Here is a 22,903-nt window from a genome sequence, read left to right on the forward strand (position 1 = left end):
CGGTCGGGAGTGGGGCCGGATCAGGCGGCGGCCGGGTGGAAGGCGAGTGCGAGCCCGTTCATGCAGTAGCGCAAGCCGGTGGGCGGCGGGCCGTCGTCGAACACGTGGCCGAGATGGCCGCCGCAGCGGCGGCAGTGCACTTCGGTGCGGACCATCCCGAACGACGTGTCGGCGTCGGTCGCGACCGCGTGGTCGAGCGGCTTCCAGAAGCTCGGCCAGCCCGTGTGACTGTCGAACTTGGTGGCCGACGAGAACAGCGCGAGGCCGCAGCCCGCGCACGCGAACGTGCCGGGGCGGTGCTCGTCGTTCAGCGGGCTGCTGTACGGCCGCTCGGTGCCGGCGTCGCGCAGGATCGCGTACTGGGCGGGCGTGAGCCGGCGACGCCATTCGGCGTCGCTGAGGGTGACCTCGTATGGCGCGGCCATCTTCGGCGCAGCCGTCGACGCGGCGAACGCGCGGCCGACCAGTGCGCGGCGGCCGGCCGACGACAGCGCCGCGAGCGTGGCGAGGCCGGTGGCGCCGGCGAACAGCAGCAGATGTCTGCGGGTGGGCATGATGGGCTCCTGGAAGCAGGTCCTGAAAACATGCGCCTATCGTAGACAGCGGCCGGTGTCGAAGTCCTCACGGAAAGTTAAAGGAATTGTGATGTTTGTGGTGCTCCGCCGGGGCGCGTTCGCGTCCGTCTACGCTCCAACTGGCAAGGGCCTTCGAGCAGGTGAGCCGCTGATGTTTGCCGAGCACTTGCTCGCGCCGTGATCCGAATGAGGCATCCGGGCAAACGAAACTCGTCACGCTCAGGCAAGTGCGTCCGGTCCAAAACAGAGGAGGTGTATCGGCTGGGCGTCCAGTCGGTAGCGCGCGCCTGACCGCGACGGGAACCGTCTGATATCGCGTGAAGGGCGCGAGAACCCGCGTGGCGCGCACCGAGTCGACTTTGCAGGAGGCGGTGGGGCGTCAAACTGTCAAAATTCGTCCATATTTAGGACTTGTCTAATTTGGCGAACCCTAGATTGGGTGCTGGTCCTATATCTTGCTTTGTAAGGGATTTATAAAATATCCATCAAAGAATTTCGCAAGATGACCTCGGGCGGGAACGGCGGCTCGAGAAATTCAAGTGAGAAAATTTCGCGCGGGACCTATTTTTTGCAAGCGGCGGCCATCGCCGCTTGCGGGCATGAAGTATATCGAAGGCGATTCCAACGCGATCGATGTCGTAATTATATGTAGGACTACAGATACTCTAATCGATTCGATGTCGCGCACGCATTGCGAATTAGTCGCCGATGATCAAGAGGTCTCTCGAGTCGGTCTACTTTAACGGCGAAAGCGTGCATCCAGGCTGTCGCCGCGCGGGATGGAGGTGATCCGGCTTTGCTCGTCTGGAATGAGGGGAAGTCAGATTGCGGAGCGCATGAAGAAAGGCAGGTAGGCCATCAGCGCGGAAGGTCAACGCGATGAAAATTAGGTGTGGCAAACGACGTCGAACTGATCAGATCCAAGACGGTTCTGGATCTGATCGATGAGGGATGTGCGAGCCGATTTGATATCGGAATTAATCTGGATTTTATACAGATAAGTTATGCGAATTATTAACATATTGAAATGCGGTCCGTATGGGATGCCGCTCGTCGCAATCGCGATGTCGCTTGCATCGTCGATTGCCAGCGCGAACATGCTGGTCTATCCGATGTCAGCGTCGATCGGCGGCGGCAAGGAGTCGGCCGCGGAGCTGCGCATCTATTCGAAATCCGATACGACGCAATACGTGAAGGCGATCGCGAAGCGCGTGATCGATCCGGCGACGGATCACGAGCGCGAGGAGGCCAGCATGAATTCCGGCGACGACGCAATCGTGATCTCGCCGGCCAAGTTCGCGTTGCCGGCTGGCGGCACACGGCTCGTGCGGGTGATACCGCTGGGCGTGCCGAAAAAGGAGGTGCTGTATCGCGTCTATCTGCAACCGGTGGCGGCACCGTCGGATGACGACTCCGCGGCGAAGGACGATGTGTCCGGCAAGGTCGACTTCAGCCTCGTCTGGGCGCCGCTCGTCCGTGTGCTGCCGAAGACGCTCGTGCCGGATTTCCACGTGTCGAAAGGCGCGCTGGCCAATACCGGCAACGTCCGGATCGGTTTGATCGAAGCCGGCGCGTGCCAGTCCGAGCAGGACGCAGCGTCGTGCCAATGGACGAAATTCGACCGCAGTGTCTACCCGGGCCAGCACTTCACGCTGGAGGGGCTGCATTCCGCACCGTATGTGCGAATCCGATATCGAGTGGGGGGAATGGCAGAAGTACAACAGAAGATTGTGCGCACGCATTCCGCCGACGCGATAAACGCGCCGAGCGCGAATAACGAGACCCTGGCGGGTCATTCCATTGTTTCAACCAACCAGAAGGACTAACCCATGCTGAAATATGTTCCGATCGCTGCCGCAGCCCTGATGTCGATGTCGGCTTACGCCGTTCAGAAGGACATCACCGTCACGGCCAACGTCGACACGACGCTCGAAATGCTGTCGGCGGACGGCTCGGCACTGCCGACCACCATGCAGATGCAATATCTGCCGGGTACGGGTCTTCAGGCAGCTGTAGTGAACACGAAGATCTTCACGAACGACAAGGCGAAGGATCTGCAGATCCGCCTCGCGACTGTTCCGTCGCTGAAGAACCAGACGAGCCCGGGCGCGGCGGAAATTCCGCTGTCGGTCAAGCTGGGTGAAACCGAGCTGACCACCACGGCGGCGACGCTGAAGACGGCAGAACTCTTCCCCGGCGAACTGGCACAAGGTTCGAACGTGCTGCCGCTGTCGATCGGTCAGAAGACCGTCGCAGCCGTCACGGCGTCCGGCAGCTACCAGGGCCTCGTCAGCGTGATCGTTACGCAGAGCGCGGCGTCGGGTAGCTAAGCTCCCCGGCTGTATCGATGGGCGCGCCTGAACGGCGCGCCCTGTTTTTTGTAGTACTCCTCCAAAAAACATTCAATCTCCCGCATGATTCCATTCGACCTCAAGAAAACCGTTGTCGCATGTCTGAGCGCTCTGTGTGTGACGGACATCGTGTCCGTCGCGCAGGCTGCTTCATCCGTGCCGCCGGGCTTCGAGGACATCATGACGGGGCACGACGAACGCATCAACGTCAACTTTCTGGGCAAGCCGCTCGGCTTGTTCCGCGTGTATGTGACACCGGACACGGTCCGTTTCGAGGATCCCGCAGGCCTGTTGCAGGCGCTCGGCTCGCACGTGAACCCGGCGACCGACGTGTCGACGATCGGCGACGCGCTGTCCAAGTCGATGGCGCGCAACGGCAATCTCGCCTGCGCGGGGTCGGCTGGCGTGAACGGCTGTGGATATGTCGACACCGACAGCGCGGCCGTGATCTACGACGAAAGCGAAGGCAACATCGAGCTGTTCCTGTCGCGCGACTGGCTGAGCACCGAAGAGCGTGACCAGCGGTTTCGCGAGCCGTCGCCGATGACCGAAAACGCGCTGATCCATCAGCAGACGATCAACCTGTCGGGAGGGCGCGGCTACAAGAGCCTGTCCGTGTCGGGCACGGGCGCGCTCGGCATCACGCCGAAGAGTTTCATCGGCGGGAACTGGAATTTCACCCATACGGGCTATTCGAGAGGATCGGACAGCCACGTCCAGCTTCAGGACCTCTACTACCGCCACGATCTCGGCGCCGAGCATTACGCGCAGGCCGGCCGGATGGACAACCGCAACCTCGCGAGCGCGCTCGGCGGCAACTTCGGGTTCACGATGCTGCCGGTCGGCACGCTCGACGGCGTGCGCGTCGGCACGACGCTGGCTTATGTGAATCCGGAAGTCGCGCAGCAGGGCACGCCGGTCACGCTGCTGTTGCCGCGCGATTCGCGTATCGACGCGTACCGCGGCCAGGAGCTGCTGGGCACGTTCTACATGAAGGCCGGCGTCAATGCGCTCGATACTTCCCGCTTTCCGGAAGGCACGTATCCGCTGACGCTGCGCGTGTTCGAGAACGGCGTGCAGGTGCGCACGCAAACGACGCCGTTCACGAAGACGGGCGGCGGTGTCAATTCGCGCACGCGACAATGGTTCGCGCAGGCCGGCCGCCCGTCCGGCCGGGACGCGCCGGACGGCATGGCCGCGGCAGCCGGCGTACGGATTCCGCTGTTGCGTGAAATGGCGCTGACGAGCGGTATCGCGAGCGTCGGCCGGCACGTGTACAACGAAACGGCGCTGGAGTGGCGACACGCGTTTCCGCTGGGTGTGCTCTCGGCCGGCGGTTCGTTTTTCGTGGGCAACGACGGCTCGCGCGGCAACACCCAGCAGATTTCGTTCGCCGACGGCGTGTCGTGGAGCGTGTACCGTTACCAGATGCGCGGCGCGGCATGCAATGGTCCGGCCGTGTCATATCGCGACATCGGCTGCTACGACATGCTGAACGCGACCGTGTCGTTTCCGATGGGCAACTGGTCGGCAATGCTCGGCTATACGTACAACAAGAGCGTCGGGCGGTCGCGGAACTGGCAGCCCGACACATCGGACCGTCCGTGGGCGACGCCTGTCTTCCGTGAGGGCGATCAGGTGTCGCGTGCGCTCCAGGCGTCGCTGTCGCGATCCTTCACATGGCGCAAGGTCAGCACGAACTTGCGCGTCGGCGCGTACGCCAACCGCAACACCGGTGCCCGCAGCGAGTACGGCGGCTACGTCGGTGTGACGCTGTCGATGGCCGAACCCGCGAGGCAGCCCGGGCGCGCGTCCGCTTACACGTCGGCGGGTGTCGACGTTCGCGCGGATCGCAACAGCACGACGACGAACTACACGCTCGACCGCAACTGGAACTGGCAGGGCGATGCCTACCGGGAAGTCGCGCTCGGCGTGTCGGGCTACGGCACCGACAGCCTGACCGGCACCGTGCAGGGCCGCTGGAAGGGGCGCTACGGCGACGTCGCCGCGTCGGTCGCGAACAGCTACAGCCGTGACAGCGGCGGCAATAATCCGTCGGTGACGGCGAGCTATTCGTCGTCGTTCGCGGTGGCGCGCCAGGGCGTGTTCCTCGGCGCATCCGCGTCGCAGTCGGATCCGCTGGCGGGGTTCGCCGTCAGGGTCGGCAAGCGCGACGATGCGAGCGGCATGGCAGCCGAGGTGCGCAGCGATTCGAGCGCGCGGATCAAGGTGGGTTTCGGGCAGCGCGCGCTGTTGCCGGTGTCGGCCTTCACGCCGGTGACGACCGAAGTGAACGACGCGGGCGCGCATGCGTCCGCGGGCGCGACGAGCGTGACCGAGGGGCTCGGCAAGCGCACGCTGTTCATGGTGCCGGGGCAGCTCGCGCTGCGCAACGTCGACGCGAAGGTGACGTACACGTACGTCGGCCAGGCCTTCTCGAAGGGTGGCATGCCGCTGTCGGACAGCGTGATTCTCAACGGCGCGATGCCGTTGATCGACAGTCAGGGCGGATTCATTGCCGAACTCGACCATAAGGAAAGCGAACTGTTCGTCGTGGACGGGCCGACGCTGATGCGATGCCCGCTGCACGTGAAGCGCAAGCAGGACGTGCTGATGATGGTGGGCAAGGTGCGTTGCGAAGTGGCCGGGCCGGATGCGCTGCCGGAATCGCTGCGCAAGCAGGCCCGCGTGCGCAAGCTGCTGGAGCATCGCTATGTGATGTCGATGCGGGCGCGGACGACAGGGGCTCCCGAAACGGCGCAATGACGCGCACGACCTGTGCCGGCGGGCACCTCACGCTGCCGCTCGCTTTGCCGAAACGATAAGGAAACAGCTACTCAAATGCTTCTGATCAATCGAATTCGCTATCGGGAAATCGTCTTGGCGGCCATGCTGGGCGCAATCTCGCTCGATGCGTCGGCGGCCTCCGAGGCGCCCGCCAATCGCAACGATACTGTGGGAGCCACGCTGGATCGTGGCGCACCGACGGCGGACGTCATGGTATTCAACGGCGCGTCGGGCGGCTACGACACGACCAACTACACGAAGTGGGGGCGAAATTCGTGGACGTGCCAGTCGTCTACCAACACGGCGACCGGTGCGTGCGCGACCGAGCCGCTTTGGATCGTGGAGGGCGATTCGACCTCGATCCGGCTTTCCTTCAAGGAAGAAACAACCGGCGCCACGGCCGTACTGAATCTGCATGGACAAAATGGGTATAGCCGTCACTTGGATTGCAGCGGCAACGCTATTGCCGAAATCGTGTCGGTCGGCAGAGAGCCGATCGAGATGGCGCAGGGCGCTGTCGTGACCAGTTGCACCACTAGAGGCTGGGATGGGCGCAAGCTCTTCGTCAAGATTCCCTCCGCGGAACTGAAGAAGCTCCCGTCCGGCGGAACCTGGAAGGCGAACCTTCAGTTGAACCTGCGACAGTGGGACGTCGGGGGAGTCAACCCGAAGATCGCCACGTTCAAGGCGTCAATCAGGCTGGACGTGACCGACAAGAACAACATCCAGGTCTATCTGCCGGAATTCACGAGCGCGACACCCACCGTGGACCTCAAGCTGCGCAAGCTGCCGAACGGCAGCCGGATGTCGGGCACGTCGAACGTCGACATGTGCCTGTACGACGGCTACAACTCGCAGAGCACGTGGTTCGACGTGTCGGCGAGCGACGGTCTCACGGTCGATCGCCGCGACAAGGGCCAGTATTCGGTGCTGCTCGATAAGGACAAGAGCGGCGCGTACGAATCGCGCATCGATTACAACGTGAGCCTGACGTACGCGGGCAAGGAAATCGTGCTGCCGAACAACGAGACGGTGCGCCTTCAAGGTGTGAACAACAGCGCCGGCCGGTCGGTATCGCTGCCGGGCATTTCGGTGCCGGTCATCTGCACCCCGACGCCGCTGACACTCGAGACGCCGGAATTCCAGTCGGTGTGGAAGCGTCCGGGCAAGTACAGCAACAAGCTGACGATCACGTTCACGCCGTCGTCGGCGAGTCTGTAAGCCCGGCCGTACCGCGCGTCCTGGCCATCGCGTCACCGGCAATCGGCGCGATACAGTGGACCGCGTACGGCGATACATCCAGCAGGGGCACGCGACACCGCGACACCGGCCTGCCGCCGATCACACCGGTCCCATGATCCGCGTGCCGAGCGAGATGCCGAGTTCGGACAGCGAAGCATTGGTCGCGAGCTGGGCGGCTTCCCAGCGCGACAGCGCGGCGTCGAATGCGCTTGCGTGCACGCCGCCGCGCAGCGCTTCGGCAAGACCGACCGCGTTCTCCGCCGCCTTCGAGACCCCGGCAGCCGTATGCGGTCGCACGAGGCAGGCCGCGTCGCCGAGCAGCACCGCGCGGCCGAACGCCATGCGCTCGACCGCGAGATCGAGGATCGCCTGCGCGAACGGTGCCTGGGTCGCGTCGACGAGCGCGGCGAGCGTCGGCGCGAGCAACCGGTGGCCGGCGTCCACGAGTTCGAGGCGGTTGTCGTCGCGCATCGCGCCGGGCGGCAGCGAGCCGTCGCGCTGCGTGCCGTCCTGCGCGAGAAACAGCGACGGCACGCGATCCTGCTCGAGCCGCTGGTACCAGACCCAGTTCACGCGCCGCTTGCCCGGCTCGATCGCGCCGTCGCGGCCGGGCACCAGGTAAGTCAGGAACAGATGCGCGTTGCCTTGCTGGAACGTGAACCGATCGCGCAGCACCCGCAGCACCGTGTCGGGAAGCGTATGCTCGTCGACGAGCCCGCGCCACGCGACGTAGCCCGCATACGCGGGCCGCGCGTCGGGCAGCAGCTGGGCGCGCACGGCCGAGCGGCCGCCGTCCGCGCCGACCAGCAGGTCGGCATGCTCGACGCGGCCGTCCGCGAAATGCGCAATCACGCGCGCGCCGTCCCGTTCGAACCGCTCGAACGATACGCCGGCGTGTACGACGCCGGCGGGCAGCGCGCGCTTCAGCGCGGTGTAGATCACGTTCCACGCGGTCTGCGTTTGCGGCATGTAAAGGCGCTGCACGATCCGGTCGTGCTCGTCGAGATAGATCCGGTCGACCGAATCGACGCCCGCATCGCGCGGCACCGGCACGCCGCCGAATGCGAACGCGCGCTCGATCGGCGGCTGCAGTACGATGCCGCCGCCGCGGCTGTCGAGGTCGTTCGGCGATTGCTCGAATACCTTGACGCGCCATCCGGCCGCGCGCAGCGCGGTCGCCGTGAACAGCCCGCCCACCGATCCGCCGATGACGATCGCCGACGGCCCCGAAACGTCGCTCATGATTCCCTTCCCTCGATGATTTGTCGCGCGCGGCGACTCAACCTTCCCGATGCTTCGGGAAACACGCCTGCAACGCGTTCACGCGCGCCGGCTGTTCCTCGCGCGCCATGTTGCGCGTGTCTTGGTCGACGGCCGGCCCGCTGCCGGCGTCGACGGTCATGTGACGGTCGCCATGCGGTTCGGCCCGCACGCGCCCGGACGCGGGCGCAAATGCCTTTCGAGGATAGGCGAAGCGACCGGCACGCCGGATGAATTGTTCTGAATTCGTCGGGCGGCGCGCGGGGCCGCGCTACACGCGGCGGCGTCGCCGTGCGGCCGCGCCGGCCGCGAGCTGTTTGAGCGTAGCGGGCGTGCCGTGGAGAAACGCGTCGACCAGCCGTTCGATTTCGGTGTCGAGATCGTCGGGCACCGGCAGCCCGTAGACCCACTTGCGAACGCCGAAATAGAAGATGCTCGCGTGCAGGCTCCAGACGAGCTCGATTTCCGCGTTGCGCTGGGCCTCCGTCGCCGGCGTGGCGATGTCGTATTCGTGGCGCAGCTCGCGCAGCACCGGCAGGAACACGCGTTCGCGCAGCCGCGACAGATAGCGCGTGTTGAAGCCCTCGCGGCTGAGCCCCGCGAAGATGAAGGTGCGGATCCATTCGCGCCGCAGGATGGTTTGCGCGTACGCGCGGTAGAACGCGACGAGCCGCTCCTGCAGCGGGACCGTGCGATCCGCGATCATTTTTTCCCAGTCGGGGCTCCACGTGTAGACCTCGTCGTACACGCGATCGATCAGCGCCTCCTTGCTCGGGAAATACCGGTACAGCAGCGGCTGGGTGACGCCGATCTGTCGCGCGAGCTCGCGCGTGCTGCCGGAAAAGCCGTGCGTCGCGAAATGTTCGATCGCCTTCTCGACGATCTGCCGCTCGCGCGCTTCCGGCGCGAGGCGCCGGCCCGGCGTGACGGCGTTGCCTTCGGCGTCCGTCCCGCGCTCGCGGGCTGGCGTGCTGCGTTTTCTTTCGGTCATGCATCGGCTCCTGATCGCGTGCGCGCTTAAGCTATCGATCGAAAAATAACACGATCGGACCGCGAGGACCGCTCGCGGCGTGCTTGTCGACGCGATGCGGGACCCGTCGCGCAAGCGCCTCGCGTCGCGTCGAGCGCGCCGTCCGGCCGGGCGTCCGGGCGGCCTATTCAGGAAAATTCAGGCCCATCGCCATGACATTAAGACGCGCCTTAACTAGTCTTGCTTCCGAACAGCCGTTTGGACCGGACGCCAGTCGGCACCGCCGGGCCGTTCGGCACAACCGGAGCGGAACATGCGTGATCTGATCTCGCCGGACGCACGCATCGCGTGCGCCGGCGCCACCGTCGCCATCCAGGAGGCCGAGTCATGCCGACGGTAACCGCGGCCGCGGCGCCCGATCACGTGCGCGGCGAGGACGTGTTTCTCGCGTCGATCGCCGGCTACGTCGACACGCTCGGCTTCGTCGCGCTGTTCGGCCTGTTTACCGCGCACGTCACCGGCAACTTCATCCTGATCGGCTCGGGGCTGGCCGGCGTCGGGCAAGGGCTCGCGATCAAATGGCTCGCGTTCCCGGCCTTCATCGCCGGTATCGTCGGTGCGCGCGTGCTCGACCACCGGATGCGTTCGCTGGGCCACGGTCCGCGCGCGCGTTCGCTCTATGCGCTTCAGGCCGTGCTGCTGGCCGGGTTCATGCTGGCCGGCGTGATGGCGTCGCCGATCGCCGACGCCGATGCGCCGCGCACGATCCTGTGCGGTCTGCTCGGCGCCGCGGCAATGGGTGTCCAGAACGCGCACGGCCGGCTGACGGCCCGCTCGGTCGTCGCCAACACGGTGATGACGGGCAACGTCACGCAGGCGGTGATCGACGCGTTCGACTGGCTCGTGCCGCTTGCCGCGCCGGCCGAACGCGACGCCGCGCGCGTACGGCTGCGGCGCACGCTGCCGCCGGTCGCGGCCTTCGCGATCGGCGCGGGCGCGGGGGCTGCCGCATACGTATTCGCCGCCTTCTGGGCGCTGGCGCTGCCGCTCGCGACCTTGTGCTTCCTCGCCTATCGATCCGGCCGGCCCGACGACGGGCCGGCATCACGCTGAATCCACGCGCGCCGCACGGCAGCGCTTGCCACTTTCAAGGAGAATTTCGATGATTGCACTGAAGTTGCGACAGGTATTGCGGATGACGGCCGCGTCGACGGCCGTGCTCGGCGCATTGCTGGCGACCGCGCCGGCCCACGCGGACGAGACGCGTCTGCTCGAGACGTCGTCGGCGAAGGTGCCGGCCGTCTCGGTCGGCCCGCAATACGACACGACGCACGTATGCGTCGCGCCGGAAGACTTCGACCGCTTCACCGACAGCTTCGTCGCCACGTTCGGCGGCAAGAAGTCGCAGCAGGGCGTGTTCCAGGTCACGCCGACGCCGAGCCAGACGATGTCGCAGCTCGTGTTCACGCCGTCCGGCACGATCTCGGTGTTCGGCTTCAAGACGCCGATCCCGTACCCGTTCTGCGAGGAGCGCACCGGCTACCTCGTCACCGACATGGACGTCGCGATGAAATCGGCGCGCGCGCACGGCGCGGACGTGGTCGTCGACACGTTCCCCGATCCGATCGGTCGCGACGCGATCATCCGCTGGCCGGGCGGCGTGAACATGCAGCTGTACTGGCACACCCAGGCGCCGCACTACGATCCGCTGCAGACCGTGCCGGAAAACCGCGTGTACGTGTCGCCGGAAAGCGCGAGCAAGCTGGTGCACGACTTCGTCGCGTTCTCGCGCGGCAAGGTCGTGTCCGACGTGCGCAAGGCGCCGGGCATCGAGATCGGCCGGCCGAACGACACGTACCGCCGCATCCGCATCGAGTCGGGCTTCGGCAGGATGACCGTGCTCGCCACCGACGGCCATCTGCCTTATCCGTTCGGGCGCGAGATGACGGGCTACGAAGTGGCGGACCTTGCGGCCACGCTGGAGAAGGCGAAGGCCGCCGGCGTGACGGTGCTGGTGCCGACCTTCACGTCGGACGGGCGCGATGCGGCGCTCGTGCAGTTCCCGGGCGGCTACGTCGCCGAGATCCACGCGCGGTCGAAGTGATGGAACGGCGGTCGATGAGGCGGACGTGGCGGGGCGTGTTGCCGGCCGCCGTGCTGGCGGGCGGCGTCGCGACGTACGCCGGGACGGCGGCCGGCGCCGAGGAAACCGCGGCGCCGGCCTCGACCGCCGCCGCGACGTGCACCGCGAAGCGTCCCGCGGTGCTGTTCAACCGCTGGCAGGAAGACTGGTCGGTGCTCGCGAATCCGTGCGTGCCGCGCAAGCCGCTCGACGGGCTGAAGTACATCCCGCTGGGCGGCGACCCGTCGACTTACCTGTCGCTCGGCGCGAACCTGCGCGAGCGCTTCGAGCTGAACAACGCGCCGCTGTTCGGGCTCGGCGCCGCCCACGACGACAACTACGTGATCCAGCGCGCGACGGTGCACGCGGATCTGCGCTATGCCGGGCATTTCCAGGCGTTCGTCCAGTTCGTCGATGCGCGGCCGTACGGCAAGGACACGGTCGGCCCGGTCGACAAGGATCAGCTCGACATCGAGCAGGCGTTCGTCGCGTACGTCGACCAGCTGGGCGGCGGCACGTTCAAGGCGCGCGTCGGCCGGCAGGAAATGGCGTACGACTTGCAGCGGTTCGTGTCGGTGCGCGACGGGCCCAACGTGCGCCAGGCGTTCGACGCGCTGTGGGCGGATTATGAAGTCGGCAACTGGCGGCTGATCGGCTATGTGACGCGCCCCGTCCAGTATCGCAACGACGCGGTGTTCGACGACGTGTCGAACCGGCACCTCAGATTCGACGGCGTGCGGGTCGAGCACAACGCGGTGGGGCCGGGCGAACTGTCGGGCTACTGGTCGCGCTATACGCGCGACAACGCGCGCTACGTCGCGGGGGCCGGCACCGAGCGGCGCGACGTGTTCGACATGCGCTACGCGGGCAAGTCCTCCGGATTCGATTGGGATACCGAAGCAATGCTGCAGACCGGCCACATCGGCCAGGACACGATCGGTGCATGGGCGTTCGGCGCGCTGGGCGGCTACACGTTCGCGAAGACGCCGGGCACGCCGCGCATCGGCATCCAGGTCGACGGCGCGTCGGGCGACAAGCATCCCGGCGACGGACGCATGGGCACCTTCAACCCGCTGTTCCCGAACGGCTATTACTTCACGCTCGCCGGTTACACCGGCTACAGCAACCTGATTCACGTGAAGCCGTCGCTGACGTTCAAGCCGGCCGGCAACGTGACGGTGCTGACCGCGGTCGGGTTCCAGTGGCGCGCGACGACGGCCGACGCGATCTACGGGCAAGGGATGCAAGCCGTGCCCGGCACGGCCGGCAAGGGCGGCGCGTGGACCGGCATGTACGCGCAGGCCCGCGTGGACTGGCTCGTCAATGCGAACACGGCGCTGGCGGTCGAGGCGGTGCACTTCCAGCTCGCCGATTCGATTCGCGCACTGGGCGCGCGCAATGCCGACTATGTCGGCGTGGAGGCGAAGTTCGGCTGGTGACGCGGCGCGGCGCGCGGCTCAGTGCTGCGCGCCGGCGAGCGTCTCGACGAAGTCGATGAACGCCGTGACGCGCTTCGAGCCGCGCTGATTCGGCAGATACAGCGCGGTGACGACCGAGCGCGCCGCATCGGGCATGACGTCGTACGCTTCGAACAGCCTGCGCAGACGGCCCGACTGGACGTCGCCGTCGACCAGCCAGTCGGGCAGCAGCGCGATGCCGGCGCCGTCGAGCGCGGCATCGCGCAACACTTCGCTGTGGTTCGACTTCAGCCGTCCGGCGACCAGCACTTTCGTCGTGCCGTGCGCATCGGCGAACGACCACGCCTGCTGGTCGCCGCCGAAGTGAAAGCGCAGGCACTGATGGTCGACCAGTTCGGCCGGGCTACCCGGCGCACCGTGCGCGTCGAGGTAGTCGTGGCTCGCGACGACGAAGCGCTGGAAGGTGCCGAGCTGCCGCGCGACGACCTCCGCGGACGGCGCCGCCTCGCCGAGGCGGATCGCGACGTCGATCCGGCCGGCGACGAGATCGACGCGTTCGTCGGTGAGCTGCAGGTCGAGATCGAGCTTCGGGTAGCGCGCGAGGAAGGCCCCGATGTGTGGCGCGATGCGACGCACGCCGTACGCGACCGGCACCGACACGCGCAGCGGTCCGGACGGCTCGTCGCCGCGATCGGAGACGAGCGCGTCGGCTTCCGCGAGTTCCTCCAGCAGCCGCTTGGCCCGTGCGTAGTACACAGAGCCGGCATCGGACAGCGTGACCTGGCGCGTCGTGCGGTTCAGCAGCACGGTGCCGAGCGATGCCTCGAGCGCATCCACCGCGCGCACCACCGACGAGGCCGCGAGATCGAGACGCCGCCCCGCGCTCGAGAAGCCGCCGGCTTCCGCTACTTCGACGAACGCGCGCAGCGCGGAGAATTTGTCCATGTCGTTGCCTTTGTGCATGCCGCAACGATGCGTTGCGTGCCGCTCGCATTCTATCGCCGGTCGGCAAGCGCTATCTTCGAGACTGCAATCAACAGGAGAGCGCAATGAATTCCGTCGAAGTCACGATCACCTACGACCTCATCTGCCCGTGGTGCTGGATCGCCGAGCGCAGGCTCGCGGAGGCGATCGACGAAGCCGGGCTCGCCGGCGACGTGAAGGTCCGGTTCGTGCCGTTCGAACTGAACCCGACGATGCCGGCCGCGGGCATGGACCGCAAGGCGTACCGCAGCGCGAAGTTCGGCAGCTGGGCGCGCTCGCAGGCACTCGACGCGCAGGTGGCCGACGCCGGCCGCGCGGCGGGCCTCGTGTTCGATCATGCGCGGATCGCGCGCACGCCGAACACCCGGCTCGCGCACCGGCTCGTCTGGTTCGCGCAGCAGCGCGGCGGCGCGGCCGCGCTCGTCGATGCGCTGTTCGCCGCGTACTTCCGCGACGGCCGCGACATCGGCGATGCGGACGTGCTGGTGGAGCTTGCGGCGGGTGCCGGTCTGCCCGGCGACGCGGTGCGGGCGTTCCTCGCCTCTGACGAAGGGCTCGACGCGGTGATCGCGCTCGAGGCCGATGCGGTGCGCGCAGGCGTCGCGTCGGTGCCGTCGACGCGGATCGGATCCACGGTCGTCAGCGGCGCGCAGCCGGCCGCCGTGTTTCGCGATGCGTTGCTCGCCGCGCATCGCGCGCATCATCCGGTCGCATGAATCCGGCCCGCAGCCGCGGCGCGTCGATTTTCAGAACGTTTCATATTCGGCTCAGGATTATTGCGAAACCGAACGGTACGCTCCATGTCGCGCGCATTTCGTCTGCCGGAGCGGCAGGCGCCGCGCGACGTCGACACGCAACCGTGGAACTCGGACATGAACACACTGAATCGGCGCATGCGCGCGTTGCGCTCCGGCGCCATGCATGCTCGCCGCATGGTGTGTCGGCGTGGTTGCCTTGGGCGGGGCGGCCGCCGGGTCGGCCGACGGCGTCAGCGCGATATGCCGCGCCGCCACGCGCCGGGCGGATGGCCGACGATGCGCGCGAAGAGGCGGTTCAGGTGACTCTGGTCGGCGAAGCCGCACGCGGCCGCGATTTCCGCGAGCGTCATGTCGGTCGTCTCGATCAGCTCGCGGGCGCGCATCACGCGCTGCTCCAGCAGCCATTGATGCGGCGTGCGCCCCGTCGTGCGCGAGAACGCGCGGATGAAATATCCGCGCGACAGATCGCATTCGTTCGCGACTTCCTCGATCGATACGCCGAGGTTCGCCTTCTCCATCAGCAGTTCCTTGGCGAGCGCCGTCTTGGCCGGCGACAGCAGGCCCTTGCGCTGCAGGTCGCGCGCATGCGCACTGCCGTACTGGCACGCAAGATGCGTGCCGATCGCGACGCCCATCTGCTCGACGAACAGCGTGTTCAGCGCGCCCGGCACGTCGAGGCTGTCGGCGACCGCGTGCGCGAGGTGGCCGAGCACCGCGTCCTGCACGTCGGGCGCGCAGGTCAGGCCGGCGATTTCGGTGCCGTCGTGCTCGCGGCCGAGACGGTCGAGGTAGCTGTGCGACAGCTCGATCAGCATGAAGTCGAACTTGCCGTACAGGTCGGCGCGGAAATTCCGGGAAAAGTCGCGGATGTAGATGGAGTTGTGCTGAAACCGTCGCTCGGATTTGCCCGTACCGCCGTAGATCGTGCGCCGATGCCCGCCGTTCAGCGATACGCCGATCAGGAAGCCGCGATCGCTGGCGGCCATCTCGATGCGCTCGAATTGTTCGTCGCGCATGCATTTGCGATGGAGCGTCAGGCCGCCGGCCGACCTTTCAATATCCTTGGAAAGCAGGCTCGACATGCATCCGAGCGTGTCTTTCGGTGGCGCCGCGGCGGGCGCGACGAGGGCATCTGACATGATGGAGCGTCCTTCGAGGGGTACGGCGCGCGAGCATTCTTGCGCGCAGTTTATACGGCGCGCCCGACAGGCCCACTGTAACTTGAATAAATGTCCGCTTGCTGATGAAAAATGCGCCGGCCGGGCCGGTTCATTGTGCCAGCACGCGAACGATTTCGCCGTCGCGCGAACGGCCTGCGGAGACCGTGGGCCGAATGATACTGCCCCATTCGGGTTCCCGCCGCACGGGTGCCAGCCGCGCGCCGTCGCGGCGGGCGCGAGTGCATTTTCATTCAAGATTTTTCTTTATGCGGCGTTTAGACTCGGCCCACTTTTTGACATTTCGTGCCCCGCGTGCCGCGCAGGCCCGGTGCGGGCTTCCGCCCCGGTGAACCGTGCGTTCACATGGCGGTCATCGTGGGGAACCTGGAGGCGGCCATGATCCAGATCGGGAATTTGTCGGTGGATTTCGAGCAGCGCGACATTCGCCATCACGGCGCGTCGCTGCGGATTGGCGCGCGCGCGCTCGACATACTGGAAGTACTGCATCGCGCGAACGGATCCCTCGTGTCGAAGGACGACATCATGGACGCGGTATGGCCGGGCCTGATCGTCGAGGAGAACCGGCTGCAGGTGCACGTCGCGACGCTGCGCAAGGCGCTGGGCCCGAACCGCGACCTGATCAAGACCGTGCCGGGCCGAGGCTACCTGCTGATCGCGCATCCGCCGGTCGCGCACACCGTGGCGCCGCCCGCGCCCGACGTGGCGCACGAAACCGAAGCAACCGCCCATCCGGTGCCGCTCGTCGGGCGTCAAACCGAGATCGGGCAGATCGTCGACATGCTCGAACGGGTGCCGGTCGTCACGCTCGTCGGCGCGGGCGGCATCGGCAAGACGAGCCTCGCCGCGCGCGTCGCGCATGAATTGCGCGCGCGCTCGGGCGAGCGCGTGCTGTTCGTCGAACTGGCGTGTGCGACGACGCGCGACGACGTGCTGCGCGCGATCGGCACCGAACTCGGGCTCGACGCGGACGGCGTGCCTGCCGTCGAGCGGATCGGCGATGCATTCGCCGCGTCGCGCGGCCTGCTCGTGCTCGACAACGCGGAGCACGTCGTCGATCTGGTGGCCGACCTGGTCGAAACGCTGACGTCGCACAGCGCGGCGCTGCGCGTGCTCGTGACGAGTCGCGAGCCGCTTCATATTTCGGTCGAAGCCGTGTTTCGCGTGAGCCCGCTGGCGGTGCCGGACGGGCGCGCATCCGTCGACGAGATCGTGCGCCATTCCGCCGTCGAGCTGTTTCTGGCGCGGATTCGCGCCGCCACGCCCGATTGCGTGGTCGATGCGGCGGGCCTCCGGTTGATCGGCGATATCTGCCGGCGCCTCGACGGGTTGCCGCTCGCCATCGAGCTCGCGGCCGCGCGCGTCGCGACGCTCGGGCTCGAGGTCGTCGCGGCGCGTCTCGACGACAGGCTGAACCTGCTGACGGGCGGGTTGCGGTCGGCCTTGCCGCGCCACCAGACGTTGCGGGCCACGTTCGACTGGAGCTACGTGCTGCTGGATGCGGCCGCCCGGTCGCTGTTTCGCCGCATGGCCTGCTTCATCGGCCCGTTTACGTTCGATGCCGCGCGCGACGTCGCGATGGACCCGGGCATGCCGGCCGCCGAGATGGTCGCGCTGCTCGGCGAGCTGGTTGCGAAGTCGCTGGTCGCCGTCGAATTCAACGGCGCGCAGGCGCGCTACCGGCTGACCGAATCGACCCGCGCGTACGCGCTCGAGAAACTGCACAACGAAGGCGAATTCGACGCGGTCGCCGCCCGTCATGCGCGTTACGAACACGAGCAGGCGGAAGCGCGAATACTGGCCCAGGCACAGCCCGCGCACGCCGCGGGCCTGCGTCCCGACGCAGATGTGGCGCCGCTTCGCGAACGCGCGGCGGCCGCGCCGCAGGCCGCGGAAATCGACGGGCTGGCGCAGGCGTTGCTCGATCCGGCGCGCATGCGCGAATGTTCGCTACCCGCGCGACGCGCACTCGACGCGCTCGACGCCGGCGCGCCGGAGGCCGTCGACGCCACGCGCGAGATGCGCCTGCGCGCGGCCTATGCGGCTGCACTGCTGCATACCGACGGCGATACGCACACGGCCGCCGCGATGTGGGACAGGACGCTCGGCCTCGCGGGCCGGGTCGGCGACGACGCGTTCGACGCGCGCGCGCTGGTCGGGCTGTGGAACACCATGCTGACGCGCTCCGACATTCATGAATCGCTGCGCTATGCGACGCGGTTCGAGCGGGCCGCGCAGCGGCGGGGCGACCCGTCGCAACGGCTGCTGGCGAGTGCGATGGTCGCGACCTCGCTGCATTACTTCGGCGAGCATGCGCAGGCGCGCGAGCGGCTCGAGGCGGCGACGGCCGAGCTGGCCGACGCCGGTGAACCGCCGTGCGCCGAAGCCGCGCTGGGCATCGACGTCGCGACGCTCGGCCGGACGATGCTGATGCGGCTCGTCTGGATCCAGGGCGATCCGGATTACGCGATGCGGCTGTCGGCGCAGGCGGTCGAATGCGCGCGCCGCAGCGGCTCGGGGCTGGCGTTGTGCGTCGTGCTCGGTGCCGCGGCCGTGCCGATTGCGTTGCGCTACGGCGATCACGATGCGATCTCCGACTATCTCGCGACGCTGCGCGCGACCGCCGACGCGAACGGCTTCGACATCTGGCGCAGCCATGCCGAATGTCTCGCCGGGCGTTTCGACATGCAGGCGGGCCATCCGGGCGCCGGCCTCGCGCGGCTCGAGCCCGCGCTGCGGCGCATCGAAGCGAGCGGGTTCCGGCGGCTGCTCGCGCCGCTGGTCGTCGCCTACGCGGAAGGGCTGACGCGCACCGGCCGCGCGGCCGACGCATGCACGAAGCTCGACGCGACGCTCGCGCGCTGCCGCGCGCACGGCGAGCATCTGTTCGTGCCCGAACTGCTGCGCGCGCGCGGGCTGGCGACGCTCGAACAGGCCCGCGCCGCCGATCCGGATCGCGCGGCCGCGTGCGAAGCGGACGGGCAGCATCATCTGTTGACGGCGATCCAGACGGCGAACGCGCAAGGCGCCGCGATGTGGGCGCTGCGCGGCACGCTGGACCTGGCCGATCACCTGATCGAGCGCGGGCGCATCGCGCAGGCGTCGTCGCTGGTGGCCGACCTGTCGGGGCAGATCGACCCGCAGTCGCGCGCGTTCGACGTGCGCCGCCTGGCGCGTCTGCAGAACTTCGTTCGCCAGGAGACCAACGCGTCGACCGGCTCGACGCGCGCGCGACGCGAGGCGGCGGATGCGATGCAGTCGGCGGCGTGACGGCGCGCGGGCCGATCGTTCAATGTTCAAGGAGGAAGGGATGGTCGGTGGATCGTCAAACCGGATGCATGCCGCGTGCGGCCGCATGCCGGCTTTCGGCGCGGACGGGGGGGGCTGACGATGCTCGAGACGACGGCATCCGCCGAAGCGGCGGACCTCATCGTATACAACGGCAAGATCGCGACGCAGGACGCGCGGCAGTCGTTCGTGACCGCGCTCGCGGTCAAGGACGGCCGGATTCTCGCAACGGGCAGCGGGCACGACGTGATGCGCCATGCGCGCGACGGCACGCTGCGCATCGACCTGAACGGCCGCACCGTGATCCCGGGGCTGAACGATTCGCACCTGCACGCGATTCGCGGCGGCCTGAACTTCAACCTGGAACTGCGCTGGGACGGCGTGCCGACGCTCGCCGACGCGCTGTGCATGCTGCGTCGCCAGGTGCTGCGCACGCCGGCGCCACACTGGGTGCGCGTGGTCGGCGGCTGGACCGAATTCCAGTTCGCGGAAAAGCGCGGGCCGACGGTGGCCGAGCTCAACGCGATCGCGCCCGACACGCCGGTCTTCATCCTGCACCTCGGTGACAGCGCGCTGCTGAACGCAGCCGCGCTGCGTGCGATCGGCTACGGCCGCGACACGGGCGATCCGCCCGGCGGCGAGATCCAGCGCGATCGCCTCGGCAGGCCGACCGGCATGTTGATCGCGCGCCCGGACATGGGCGTCCTGCACGCGGCGCTCGAGCGCGGCCCGAAGCTGGACCACGACGAGCAGATGAATTCGATGCGGCAGTTCATGCGGGAATTGAATCGCCTCGGCGTGACGAGCGCGATCGACGCGGGCGGCGACTTCCAGGCGTTTCCGGACGACTACGGCGCGATCCTGGCGCTCGCGCGGCGCGGCGAAATGACCGTACGCGTCGCGTACAGCCTGTTCGTGCAGCACGCGGGACGCGAGCTCGACGACTACGCGCGCTGGGTGACGCTCGCGAAGCCCGGCGACGGCGACGCGTTCCTGCGCATGAACGGCGCGGGTGAACTGCTCGTGTATTCCGCGGCCGATTTCGGCAATTTTCTCGAGCCCCGCCCCGATCTGCCGGCGGCGCTGGAGGCCGAACTGGCCGCGGTGGTGCGGCTGCTGGTGCGGCACCGCTGGCCGTTCCGGCTGCATGCGACTTACGACGAATCGATCGGCCGCTTCCTGAACGTGCTCGAAGCCGTGAACAGCGAGACGCCGTTCGACGGCCTGCGCTGGTTCTTCGATCACTGCGAGACGATCACGGACGCGAACATTGCGCGCATCGCCGCGCTGGGCGGAGGCGTGACGGTTCAGCACCGGATGGCGTACCAGGGCGAGTATTTCATCGCGCGCTACGGCGCGGAAGCGGCCGCGCGCACGCCGCCGATCCGCGCGATGCTGGCGGCCGGGCTGCCGGTCGGCGCGGGCACCGATGCGACGCGCATCGCGAGCTACAACCCGTTCCTGTCGCTGTACTGGATGGTGTCCGGGCGCACCGTCGGCGGCACGGCGCTCTATCCCGAATGCAACCGGCTCAGCCGCATGGAGGCGCTGCGCCGCTACACGGTGGGCAGCGCGTGGTTCTCGAACGAAGACGATCGCAAGGGCGCGCTCGTGCCGGGCCAGTATGCGGATTTCGCGGTGCTGACGGACGACTATTTCACGATCGACGAGTCGCAGATCAAGTCGCTGGCGTCGGTGCTGACGGTCGTCGACGGCAAGGTCGTGCACGCCGACGACGAGTTCGAAACGCTGGCGCCGCCGCCGCTGCCGGTCAGCCCCGCGTGGTCGCCGGTGGTCGAGTTCGGCGGCTTCGCGCGGCGTGGCTGGACGGCCGCGATGCCGAAGCGCGCGGCGGCCGACAGCCACCCGGATGCGCGCGCCGCGCGCGGTCATGCGGGCCGTTTCGCGCAGCGCCTGCAGGCGGCCGCGCGGGAGGTCGTCGAGCAGTGCGAAGGATTGGTCTGCCACGGTGCCGCCTTTTAGGACGGCATGGGTCGGCGGGCGGAATGGCGGTGCCGGTGCGTACCGCGCGGCGAATGGATAATTTTGTGCCCCGGCAACGGGCAGAAGGAGACGAGATGAGTGCTGCGCACACGTGTGCACGGGCCGACGACGAAGTTGCCGGCGTTCGCATTCCCCGGACGCCGATGACGATCGAAGCCGTCGAGGCCGCATGCGCGTCGCTGCCGCGCGTGATCGCCGATCATGCATGCCGGGTGTTCGTCCTCGCGTCGCTCGCCGCGCGCCGTGCCGGCGAGACGCTCGATGCCGATGCGCTGTACGTGGCCGCGATGTACGCGAACATGGGCTTGAGCCCGGCCTACTCCCGCTCGACCGAACGCTACGAAATCGACAGTGCCGATGCCGCGCAGGCGTTCCTGTCGCGCCACCAGATTTCGCAGCAGCTGCGCGACGAGGTGTGGTGCGCGATCGCGCTGCATACGACGCCCGGCGTGGCCGCGCGCATGTCGCCGCTCGCGCGTGCGCTGGCGTTCGCCGTGTCGACCGACCTGATGGCGACCGGCTTCGACGCGTATTCGGTGGACGAGCGCCGCGCGCTGCTCGCCGCGTATCCGCGCGGCGAAGGATTCGGCGATGCGTTCCTCGACGCGCTCGCGCGCGGTGTCGCGCACCGGCCGGCGTCGACCTTCGGCACGTGGAGCGCGGATGTGCTCGATCGGGCCGATCCGGATTTTCGCCGGCCGAATTTCTGCGGCCGTGTGCTCGGTTCGCGCTGGCAGGACGCCTGAGCACATTATTCGCCATCCTGATGATCGGGCCGGTTGCGGCGGCAGCGGGGGCTGCCGCCGGCGCCGTGCGCTGACGGTCAGGCGGTCAGGCCCGCCGCGTCGTGACGCGCGTAGTCGACGTATCCCGCGCGGTCGCCGCCGTACCAGCCGACCGTCTTCGGCGCGGCGAGCGGCGCATTCGCCGCGATCCGCTCGACGAGGTCGGGGTTCGCGATGTATGCGCGCGCGAACGCGACGAGATCGGCATCGCCCGCGTCGATCAGCGCATTCGCGGCGTCCGGCGCGATGCCGCCGTTGACGATCAGCGTGCCGCGGTACGCGTCGCGCGTGTTGGCGACGATGCGCGGCAGGTCGGGCTCGCCGCTCCAGCCGTTGGTGTCCGCCGCGTGCACGTAGGCGACGCCGGCTTCGTCGAGCATGCGCCCGACGTAGGCGTAGGTCGCATCCGGATCCGCGTCGCGCACGTTGTTGTACTTCGCGTACGGCGAGATGCGCACGCCCACGCGATCGAGCGGCAGCACGCCGCCGACGGCGTCGACGATTTCCTCGAGGAAGCGCGCGCGGTTCGCGAGCGAGCCGCCGTAACGGTCGTCGCGGCGGTTCAGCGTCGACGACAGGAACTGGTGCGGCAGGTAGCCGTTGGCCGCGTGAATCTCGACGCCGTCGAAGCCGGCCGCCTTCGCCCGAAGCGCCGCCTGGCGGAATTCCTCGACTGTCGCGGCGACCTCGTCGGTCGTCATCGCGCGCGACGGCGTCGCATGAATCTTCGTGTAGTAGCCGTTCTGCAACTGCGCCCACACCTGCAACTGTTCGAGATCGTCGTTGACGCCGGACGGCGACAGCGGCGCCGCGCCGCCGAGCAGCGTCAGCGAACTGACCCGGCCGCCGTGCCACAGCTGCGCGAAGATGCGACCGCCGTTGGCATGGACCGCGTCGGTGACCTGCTTCCAGCCGGCCGCCTGCTCGTCGGTGACGAGCCCCGGCGTGAGCTCGAATGCCGCGGAGGCCGGGCTGACGTTGGTCGCTTCGGTGACGATCAGGCCGGCGGACGCGCGCTGGGCGTAGTACTCGGTCATGAGCGCGGTCGGCAGGCCGCGCGACGGCGCGCGAGAACGCGTCATCGGGCCCATCACGATACGGTTGGGAAGCGGCAGGCCGCGCAGATCGTAGTGGCTGAGCAGGGTAGACATGATGGATTCCTTGTGCGTGGGGCAGGGCGC

The 22,903-nt window shown here is 67.8% G+C and carries 18 protein-coding genes; 11 read left to right on the plus strand and 7 right to left on the minus strand.

Features of this window, described 5'->3' with window-relative positions; genetic code table 11:
• Window positions 1–20: 20 nt before the first annotated feature.
• Window positions 21–554 carry a peptide-methionine (R)-S-oxide reductase MsrB gene (msrB, locus tag ACV22V_RS26240; protein ID WP_448015964.1) on the minus strand — a complete coding sequence of 178 codons (534 nt, stop codon included), beginning with the start codon at window positions 552–554 and terminating at the stop codon, window positions 21–23.
• 1,025 nt (window positions 555–1,579) lie between these two features.
• On the opposite strand from msrB, the gene cblB reads away from it, so the two are divergent.
• The 4 genes from cblB (at window position 1,580) to ACV22V_RS26260 (ending at window position 6,934) form a co-directional block, all read left to right on the plus strand.
• Window positions 1,580–2,401 carry a cable pilus chaperone CblB gene (cblB, locus tag ACV22V_RS26245; protein ID WP_448015965.1) on the plus strand — a complete coding sequence of 274 codons (822 nt, stop codon included), beginning with the start codon at window positions 1,580–1,582 and terminating at the stop codon, window positions 2,399–2,401.
• A gap of 3 nt (window positions 2,402–2,404) precedes the next feature.
• On the plus strand, window positions 2,405–2,905 hold the full coding sequence (gene cblA, locus ACV22V_RS26250; RefSeq protein ID WP_059447391.1) for a cable pilus major pilin CblA: 501 nt from the start codon (window positions 2,405–2,407) through the stop codon (window positions 2,903–2,905).
• An 84-nt stretch (window positions 2,906–2,989) separates the two neighbouring features.
• On the plus strand, window positions 2,990–5,692 hold the full coding sequence (gene cblC, locus ACV22V_RS26255; RefSeq protein ID WP_448015966.1) for a cable pilus usher protein CblC: 2,703 nt from the start codon (window positions 2,990–2,992) through the stop codon (window positions 5,690–5,692).
• Between the two features lie 75 nt (window positions 5,693–5,767).
• Window positions 5,768–6,934: a CfaE/CblD family pilus tip adhesin gene (locus ACV22V_RS26260; protein ID WP_448015997.1), complete on the plus strand. Its 1,167-nt coding sequence runs from the start codon at window positions 5,768–5,770 to the stop codon at window positions 6,932–6,934.
• A gap of 120 nt (window positions 6,935–7,054) precedes the next feature.
• Here the strand turns inward: ACV22V_RS26260 and ACV22V_RS26265 are convergent, their stop codons facing one another.
• From ACV22V_RS26265 to ACV22V_RS26275, 3 genes are all read right to left on the minus strand, one after another.
• Window positions 7,055–8,197, minus strand: a complete 1,143-nt coding sequence (locus ACV22V_RS26265; protein ID WP_448015967.1) for an FAD binding domain-containing protein — start codon at window positions 8,195–8,197, stop codon at window positions 7,055–7,057.
• A 37-nt stretch (window positions 8,198–8,234) separates the two neighbouring features.
• On the minus strand, window positions 8,235–8,357 hold the full coding sequence (locus ACV22V_RS26270) for a hypothetical protein (RefSeq protein WP_448015968.1): 123 nt from the start codon (window positions 8,355–8,357) through the stop codon (window positions 8,235–8,237).
• 129 nt (window positions 8,358–8,486) lie between these two features.
• Window positions 8,487–9,206, minus strand: coding sequence for a TetR/AcrR family transcriptional regulator (locus ACV22V_RS26275; RefSeq protein WP_448015969.1), 720 nt, complete (start codon window positions 9,204–9,206; stop codon window positions 8,487–8,489).
• A gap of 366 nt (window positions 9,207–9,572) precedes the next feature.
• Between ACV22V_RS26275 and ACV22V_RS26280 the strand changes: the two genes are divergently transcribed.
• Genes ACV22V_RS26280 through ACV22V_RS26290 form a run of 3 tightly spaced genes read left to right on the plus strand, consistent with a single transcriptional unit; the run spans window position 9,573 to window position 12,746 of the window.
• Window positions 9,573–10,298, plus strand: coding sequence for a YoaK family protein (locus ACV22V_RS26280; RefSeq protein WP_059534426.1), 726 nt, complete (start codon window positions 9,573–9,575; stop codon window positions 10,296–10,298).
• A gap of 49 nt (window positions 10,299–10,347) precedes the next feature.
• Entirely contained in the window at window positions 10,348–11,289 is a 942-nt protein-coding gene (locus ACV22V_RS26285) for a glyoxalase (RefSeq protein WP_448015970.1), read from the plus strand.
• A gap of 14 nt (window positions 11,290–11,303) precedes the next feature.
• Window positions 11,304–12,746 (plus strand): alginate export family protein, encoded by a 1,443-nt coding sequence (locus ACV22V_RS26290; protein ID WP_448015971.1) that lies wholly within the window; start codon window positions 11,304–11,306, stop codon window positions 12,744–12,746.
• 18 nt (window positions 12,747–12,764) lie between these two features.
• On the opposite strand, the gene ACV22V_RS26295 is transcribed toward ACV22V_RS26290, so the two are convergent.
• Window positions 12,765–13,670, minus strand: a complete 906-nt coding sequence (locus ACV22V_RS26295) for a LysR family transcriptional regulator (RefSeq protein WP_059534422.1) — start codon at window positions 13,668–13,670, stop codon at window positions 12,765–12,767.
• 104 nt (window positions 13,671–13,774) lie between these two features.
• On the opposite strand from ACV22V_RS26295, the gene ACV22V_RS26300 reads away from it, so the two are divergent.
• A complete protein-coding gene (locus ACV22V_RS26300) occupies window positions 13,775–14,425 on the plus strand; it encodes a DsbA family oxidoreductase (RefSeq protein ID WP_448015972.1) in 651 nt (216 codons plus the stop codon).
• A gap of 272 nt (window positions 14,426–14,697) precedes the next feature.
• Here the strand turns inward: ACV22V_RS26300 and ACV22V_RS26305 are convergent, their stop codons facing one another.
• Window positions 14,698–15,606, minus strand: a complete 909-nt coding sequence (locus tag ACV22V_RS26305; RefSeq protein WP_059534419.1) for an AraC family transcriptional regulator — start codon at window positions 15,604–15,606, stop codon at window positions 14,698–14,700.
• 417 nt (window positions 15,607–16,023) lie between these two features.
• Between ACV22V_RS26305 and ACV22V_RS26310 the strand changes: the two genes are divergently transcribed.
• The 3 genes from ACV22V_RS26310 to ACV22V_RS26320 all read left to right on the plus strand — a co-directional run bounded on the left by ACV22V_RS26310 (window position 16,024) and on the right by ACV22V_RS26320 (window position 21,683).
• Window positions 16,024–18,915, plus strand: a complete 2,892-nt coding sequence (locus ACV22V_RS26310; protein ID WP_448015973.1) for an ATP-binding protein — start codon at window positions 16,024–16,026, stop codon at window positions 18,913–18,915.
• A 120-nt stretch (window positions 18,916–19,035) separates the two neighbouring features.
• Window positions 19,036–20,916, plus strand: a complete 1,881-nt coding sequence (locus ACV22V_RS26315; protein ID WP_448015974.1) for an amidohydrolase — start codon at window positions 19,036–19,038, stop codon at window positions 20,914–20,916.
• 95 nt (window positions 20,917–21,011) lie between these two features.
• Window positions 21,012–21,683, plus strand: a complete 672-nt coding sequence (locus ACV22V_RS26320) for a hypothetical protein (RefSeq protein ID WP_059534415.1) — start codon at window positions 21,012–21,014, stop codon at window positions 21,681–21,683.
• Between the two features lie 77 nt (window positions 21,684–21,760).
• On the opposite strand, the gene ACV22V_RS26325 is transcribed toward ACV22V_RS26320, so the two are convergent.
• Window positions 21,761–22,873: an alkene reductase gene (locus ACV22V_RS26325; protein ID WP_059690261.1), complete on the minus strand. Its 1,113-nt coding sequence runs from the start codon at window positions 22,871–22,873 to the stop codon at window positions 21,761–21,763.
• Between the last annotated feature and the right edge of the window lie 30 nt (window positions 22,874–22,903).

Source organism: Burkholderia sp. AW33-5, from assembly GCF_053427615.1.